This window comes from Lentilactobacillus sp. (assembly GCF_040773105.1).
In the GTDB taxonomy this organism is placed as follows: domain Bacteria; phylum Bacillota; class Bacilli; order Lactobacillales; family Lactobacillaceae; genus Lentilactobacillus; species Lentilactobacillus parabuchneri.
Window position 1 is genome coordinate 1 of record NZ_JAXGWW010000156.1, and the last position, 4,803, is coordinate 4,803.

The following is a 4,803-nucleotide window of genomic DNA, read 5'->3' on the forward strand; positions in this document are numbered from 1 at the left end:
AATATCTGCTATGATGGGGTTGGGAATGAACGAAGTGTTTATCAGAATTAAGAAATCGAGGCAATTCTGCTTATGACAAAAGCTTTAATGGCGGTCACAAATAACCCAAAATTCAAGAAAATTCAGCGGGCAACCGGCATCTGGTTAAAAGATGCCACCCATTTCAATAAAGTGATGCTGGATAACGGTATTGACGCTGACTATGTCAGTCCGCAGGGTGGTTATGTCCCAATTGACCCACTGAGTATGGGAACTGACGACATGGATATGATCGATTGGGAATACTATTCGGATGACGTTTTTAGAAATCAATACCTGGCAGCCTCCAAAAAGCCAAGTGATATTAATCCAAACGACTATGACGTCATGTATTTTGTCGGTGGTCACGGCACCATGGGTGATTTTCCAGATAACAAGAACCTGGCTCAACTCGCAGAAACGATTTATCAAAACGGCGGCATTGTGTCGGCGAATTGTGTCGGTGTCTGCGGTCTGCTGGCGATGCGCTCAGAAGATGGCCAGCGTTTTATTCACGGACGCAAGCTGACCGGCTTTACAAACGATGAAGAAGCACTCAATGGCCTCACCAACGATGTTGACTTTCTGCTCGAGGATGAGCTGGCAAAAGCCGGGGCGGCCTTTTCAAAAGAAACGCCATTTGAATCGCACGTTGTCGTCGACGATCGACTGATAACCGGGCAAAATCCCAATTCAGCCGCAGGGGTTGGCGAAGCCGTGATTAAAGAATTATTGCAATAAATTAAGCTGTGTGAAGGATAATCCATTAAGGATGATCTCAGGGCACAGTTTATTTTTTACAAAAAAGATCCGCCATCAACGGCGGATCTTTGAAGATTAATTCATGTTTAGTAACTGATACTTCTACTGATTAATATTTTCTTCTTCGATATCTTCCAAACTACGGCCCTTGGTTTCCGGAACACATGAGTGAATGAACCAAACACCCAATAGACAGATGACACCAAAAATTGCGAATTCATCGTCAATTTCTCGATTATTTTCTCGAATGTAGCTTCAACTCGTCACACATCTGAGCAGTCACCATTTATGACGGGTATCACAGGTGTTTCATTCTGACTTCTGAATGCTTCCCTGAATGTCATCATTGGAAAAATCATGTTGCATATAATCCTTATCGCTGACCGGAAGATGCTGTTCAAACGTATCAAACAATTGATAACTGACATCGCCCTTTACGAGGTGGAAGCCCAAAACATGTCCACCAAATTGATGATCGTTTGAAATAAAGTGGTGATGAAAGCCGCCAACGGCCGCCCCATTGAATACTTGTGGTGAATAATAGCCAAGCAGCGTCCCAGTTATTTGGTCCCGTGTGAAGACACTCTGATTTTCAGCAGTCTCCGTCAGCGTTTTATATGGCGGTGTAGATTTAGCAGCTGCACGGGTCTGAATATTAGAGAAAGTCCCCTTAACTTCAATCGAGAAAAACGTATTAGAGGCCCGGCTTAAAGAAACGATTTGTCGGTTCAGCTCTTCTTCATCAACATTTTCAAGTTCTGCCAGCGGAGCATATCTGGCAAAGTGGGCATTGGCAAACGGCATCGTCAATGAATCCGAAGCGAGCGTGATGTCTCCAGTCGCATGGACATGATATGGTTTGCCAGCTAAGATAATCAGCTCACCATCCAAGCCTTCGCCAGTGCCGATTCCAGTATCGCCGTGTTTTAAAAGCTCACCCATACTGATGGTGCCCTTTAACAATACCGGAACTAATAACGCTAAAGTACCGTGCTGATACAACGTAATGTGATTTGGCATGTCAAGACTCCCTATCATTTCAAAATAAAAGATCGATCAATTTTATGTTAGCACTTCCGCATTATGATATGACAGTATTTGTGAAAAGTTTGTGAATTGTCCCCGACTTACGAGAGATTTGTGATAAAATTTAGCCAAAATGAGGATGAGGTATCGCTTAATGAAATATTCCACTTTACTATTTGACGTTGATGATACGCTGCTGAACTTTCAGGCCGCTGAACACGCCGCAATGAAAAAACTGTTTGAAAGTATCGGGCAACCACTGACCCCTGCTGTCTACCAGGATTACCATCAGCTAAACGAAAGCTTGTGGCAACGATATGAGCTTGGTGAAATTAGCCGCCAAGAACTGTTGGACACACGCTTTACCCTGTTTTTCAGTAAATACGGGCAAGCAGTCGATGGGCAAGCTTACGAGAAACGATATCGTGACTACTTGGCAGAAGGACACAGTCCAATGCCCCAGGCAAAACAATTATTGGCAGACCTTAATGCCAACCATGACATCTTTGTGGTGACAAACGGCATCGCCAAAACTCAGCATCGCCGCTTAAATGAATCCGGATTGGCACCATATTTCACCAACGTTTTTGCCTCGGAGACCGTTGGGGTTCAAAAACCGGATCCAAAGTTTTTCGACTATGTCGCCCAACGGATTAACGGCTTTTCAAAGCCCAAGTCGCTGGTTATCGGTGATTCACTGACTTCAGACATTAAGGGTGCGACCGCTTATGGTTTGGATTCTGTTTGGTTCAATCCAACTCACAAAATCAACAAAACACCTGCCAAACCGACCTATGAAATTGACCAATTATTACGCTTAGAAGCAATCGTTTAGGGGAACGCTTACAAACCAGTCATGAATAACATTGACTGGTTTTTTGTTAGCTTCTCATGTCAGATAACATCACAATTGTTCTTGCATCCCCTTAATCATTAACATATACTAAGTAGTTAATTAGAATATATCTAATTATATGTTAATCTTATTCAGAATTAAGGAGGTTCAAACATGCAAGTATTCAGCCAAAAACGGATTACCAGCAACATTATCAAAGGTTCTTTAGGGAATATGATTGAATGGTTCGACTGGTATATTTATGCATCATTTGCAATTTATTTTGCGGGCTCATTTTTCCCCGACGGGAGTCAAACCGCCGAACTTTTGAGTGCTGCTGCGATTTTCGCGGTTGGCTTCCTGATGCGACCATTCGGAAGCTTTATTATGGGTAAATACGCTGATCGAAAAGGCCGGCGAGCTGCGCTGACCCTCTCCGTCAGCATCATGGCCACCGGGTCACTTTTAATCGCGGTTATTCCAACCTACAGTTCTATCGGAATCTTTGCGCCTTTGCTGCTGGTATGTATCCGACTTGTTCAAGGACTCTCCTTGGGTGGCGAATACGGAATTTCTGCCACCTATCTTTCTGAAATGGCTACTCCTGGACGCCGAGGTTATTACGCATCGTTTCAATACGTGACCCTCATCAGCGGCCAACTCATTGCGCTGACCGTTCAAATTATCCTTCAGGCGATCTTATCCGATGCACAGCTGCGGGCATTTGGCTGGCGAATTCCATTTGTCATCGGGGCGATCGGGGCAGTTGTCGTCTTATACCTGCGACTGTCGATGGACGAAACGAACCAATTTAAAAATACTGAGAAAACACAACCGGTCAGAGGAACGTTGCACGAACTTGCCAAGTATCCCAACCAAGTCTTAACGGTTGTTGGCCTCACGTTCGGCGGCACGATCGCCTTTTATACGTATACGACCTATATGCAAAAATATATGATTAATTCACTTGGCTTACCTCCAAAACTCGTAACCATGATTAACTTTGCGGCCTTATTGATCTTCATGGCCCTTCAACCAGTATTTGGGCATCTCTCAGATAAAATTGGTCGAAAGCCACTTCTATATTGGTTTGGCATTGGTGGCACCTTGCTGACGGTTCCCATCTTTTTGGGTCTCAAAGCATTTGATACGCCAGTGGCCTCATTTTTGCTGATGCTTTCCGGCCTGCTGATTGTCAGTGGTTATACCTCAATTAATGCGATTGTTAAAGCAGAACTGTTTCCAACCGAAATCCGGGCACTGGGTGTTGGTTTCCCGTACGGGCTGACTGTTGCGATCTTTGGTGGGAGTGTCGAATATATCGCCCTTTGGCTCAAGAATATCGGCCACGAAGATTGGTTCTTCTACTATGTTTCAGCAGCGGCGTTTGTCAGCTTCCTCGTCTACGTTCGCATGTTGGAAACATCCAAGAATTCCAAGCTCGAAGAAGACGTTGTTTCTGTGCCTGATGAACCACAAAAGCCAACGGTCGCCGGCCCACGGGATCATTAAGATTCTCAACCGTCAACTTCCTTGAAACTCTGTCACCCAGCCGGTACACTATGGTTGTATCTGACATCATCGTTATTGGGGAGGCAAAAAAATGGCAGAGAATTACGATTTTCCGAAAACACGTGAACAGTTAAACCAATTGGTAGCTGATCTCAGTCAGCTGCAAACCAACATCCAGCAGACGCATTGGTACATGCGCGGCGAGAACTTCTTTCGTCTTCATCCATTAATGGACGATTACAACGACGAGCTGGCAGACCAATTGGATAACGTTGCTGAACGATTGATTGCGATCAACGGTTCACCGTTTGCAACCACGCATGAATTCATCGAGAACACTGGCTTACCTGACGAAAAGGTTACCTGGGATCAATTGACCATGCGTGATTTCATTCAACGACTGGTTGATCAATTCAAGTACTTGCGCGATCAATATCAAAAGGGAATCGAAATCACTGACGAGGAAAAAGACTTTCCAACTCAAGATATGTTAAACGGCTTTAAGGAAGCGATCGATAAGAACATTTGGATGCTCAACGCTTACCTTGGCAAGGGTCCATACGACGAATAAGGTCTAATAGGTAAATACGAAAATGGGTTGAAATCAATTTGTTTCAGCCCTATTTTTATTGAAAATAGGTTTTAAGGAG

Annotated in this window: 5 protein-coding genes and 1 pseudogene; 4 read left to right on the top strand and 2 right to left on the bottom strand. The window is 44.2% G+C overall.

Annotated features, from left to right (window positions below; all coding sequences use genetic code 11):
- Positions 1-72 precede the first annotated feature (72 nt).
- Entirely contained in the window at positions 73-759 is a 687-nt protein-coding gene (locus tag AB3112_RS08240) for a type 1 glutamine amidotransferase domain-containing protein (RefSeq protein ID WP_084973544.1), read from the top strand.
- Between the two features lie 123 nt (positions 760-882).
- On the opposite strand, the pseudogene AB3112_RS08245 reads toward AB3112_RS08240, so the two are convergent.
- Positions 883-996 (bottom strand): annotated as a pseudogene (locus tag AB3112_RS08245) (MFS transporter); the annotation flags it as partial.
- Positions 997-1,089: 93 nt separating this feature from the next.
- Positions 1,090-1,800 (bottom strand): acetolactate decarboxylase, encoded by a 711-nt coding sequence (budA, locus tag AB3112_RS08250; protein WP_367334273.1) that lies wholly within the window; start codon positions 1,798-1,800, stop codon positions 1,090-1,092.
- A 160-nt stretch (positions 1,801-1,960) separates the two neighbouring features.
- On the opposite strand from budA, the gene AB3112_RS08255 reads away from it, so the two are divergent.
- The 3 genes from AB3112_RS08255 to AB3112_RS08265 all read left to right on the top strand — a co-directional run bounded on the left by AB3112_RS08255 (position 1,961) and on the right by AB3112_RS08265 (position 4,724).
- Positions 1,961-2,641, top strand: coding sequence for a YjjG family noncanonical pyrimidine nucleotidase (locus AB3112_RS08255; RefSeq protein ID WP_057909597.1), 681 nt, complete (start codon positions 1,961-1,963; stop codon positions 2,639-2,641).
- Positions 2,642-2,815: 174 nt separating this feature from the next.
- The gene (locus AB3112_RS08260) at positions 2,816-4,153 is read left to right on the top strand and encodes an MFS transporter (protein WP_084973551.1); all 1,338 of its coding nucleotides are present in this window, start codon (positions 2,816-2,818) and stop codon (positions 4,151-4,153) included.
- A gap of 91 nt (positions 4,154-4,244) precedes the next feature.
- On the top strand, positions 4,245-4,724 hold the full coding sequence (locus AB3112_RS08265) for a DNA starvation/stationary phase protection protein (protein WP_057909599.1): 480 nt from the start codon (positions 4,245-4,247) through the stop codon (positions 4,722-4,724).
- The last annotated feature ends 79 nt before the right edge of the window (positions 4,725-4,803 follow it).